Origin of the sequence: Empedobacter sp. GD03739 (assembly GCF_029843245.1) — a bacterium.
Classification (GTDB): Bacteria; Bacteroidota; Bacteroidia; order Flavobacteriales; family Weeksellaceae; genus Empedobacter; species Empedobacter falsenii_B.
The window spans coordinates 1-2,026 of the sequence record NZ_JAOCHX010000096.1 but is presented as its reverse complement, the minus strand read 5'-3'; the positions used below and the strand labels follow the sequence as shown (position 1 = coordinate 2,026).

The window sequence follows — 2,026 nt, the reverse complement described above, 5'->3', positions numbered from 1 at the left end:
TTATAAATTATATATAACAACTAATTATATTGTAATTTTTATTGTAGCATTCCAAGTTCTTCCGTATCCGAAATAAACTTGGTTGTTTACGTTAACTCCTTTGTAATTTTCTACACCGTCAGCTTGCTGAATATTTGTAGAAGATTCTGAAATATAAATGTGATTAAATACATTGTTTACGTTGAAACGTAAAGTTAATCTATTTTTTGCAGTCAATTTTTGGTTCCAAGTAATACCTGCATCCATTAAATTGTAAGAAGGTAATTCTAAGTTTCCGTCTTTTTCTGTTACTTTAGAAGAATATAAATCTCCATTGTAACGATAATCAGCGTCTACAGAAAGTCCTTTTAAGAATTCGTATTTAGCACCTAAACCAAATTGAGTATGCGCAGCATCACCAACTTTTAAACCGTCCCAGTTCTCTTTTCTAGCAGCCCCAATTACATTTTGATTTTCATCATAATCTGTTGTAGTTGCTTGACCTTTGTATTTCCAGTCACCTAAAGATCCGAAACCTGTTAAAGTTAATTCGCGCATTGGTTTGTAGTTTAATTCAACTTCTAAACCTTTGTGCTCTTGTTTTACACCTTGGTTAACTGTGTACACATAAGCATTTACAATTCCTGGATAATTAGCATCTCCATTTTCGTCGATGAATTTACTAGAAGAAGTGATTCTGTTTTCCCAAGTTGTGTAATATGCATTGAAATTAGCCCAGAAATTTCTTGCTTTGAATTTGTATCCTAATTCTAAACCTAAGATTTTTTCGTTCTCAGCAAATGGGTTAATATCATTTTTATAATTCATGAATAAGTTATCATTGAATGGCTGACGAGAGTAGTATCCTGCATTAGCAAATACTTGGTGCGCCTCAGCGATTGTATAACTTACACCTCCTTTTAAGTTATATCCCCAGTTTGTAACTTTTTCAGATTTATCTTTACCAGCTTCGTAGTTGAAGTAATCCCAACGTTGATTTCCTTGATTAGAAACAGATCCTTGGAAGAATGCCGTAAAATCATCTTTAGCATATTCTACTTGAGCAAATAATCCTCCGTAGTTAATTCTTTCGCTATAATCCCAACCTAATTTTTGAGAGTAGTTATCAGCGAAATCATTCAATGCTTTCCATGGATTTCTTGAATAAGTTTGATTAACTTGGTATGAAGGATGTTGTTTATTATATTTTTCTGTATAATAATCAGCACCTAATGTATTGTTTAATTGACGGAAGTGTTCTCCTTTGTATGTTCTCAAATCAAAACCTACATTTAAACTTAAGTTTTCTGTAAATTTATGGTTTAAGTTAGATACCATTCCGTACCATTGGTGATTATTAACAGAAGACAAAATACGTCCTGAAGCTTCACCACCAGCTACTGATTGTAAATCATAAACTTCTTGTAAGTTTCTTTGACCATCTGTACCAATTTTAGTTCCTGCAGAAGAAGATCCTCCACCTCTACCCCAAGAAGCGTAAACAACTGTAGATAAAGATGTTTTATCATTAATATCCCAATCCCAGTTTAAGTTAGTCACTGGTTTATGGTAATAATTTCTTCTTTCGTTGAATTTATCACCGTTTAACATACCCCAGTTACTGTTGTATTTTTTTCCATATTTCAAGAAATCAGAAATTTTGTTTCTTGAGTTTTGGTCGTGCCATTGTGGAGCACCTGTTAAAATAATATTTAACGTGTGGTTTTCAGCTGGCTTGTAACCAAAAGAGATAAAATAGTTTTGTCCTTGACCTGCTGACATTTCGTTATATCCATCACCTTGCCAGTGAGTCAACATAACAGAAACACCAAATTTATCATTGATTAAACCAGTGTTATAAGCTAATGTAGATTTGAAAAAGTTATCATTTCCTAAACCTGCACTAAAGAAACCTCCTTGTCTTTTTTCTGTAGCTTTTGTTACGAAGTTATACGTACCACCAACAGAAGAAATCGCTAATTTAGAAGATCCTAAACCACGTTGAATTTGTACTGCGTTAGCAATATCAGACATTCCTGACCAGTTT

General features: G+C 33.1%; 1 protein-coding gene. It reads right to left on the bottom strand.

What is annotated here, in order from left to right; translation table 11 throughout:
• Positions 1-24 precede the first annotated feature (24 nt).
• Positions 25-2,026: TonB-dependent receptor (locus N5E64_RS15520; RefSeq protein WP_280038296.1), on the bottom strand; the 2,002-nt coding region annotated here is incomplete at its 5' end.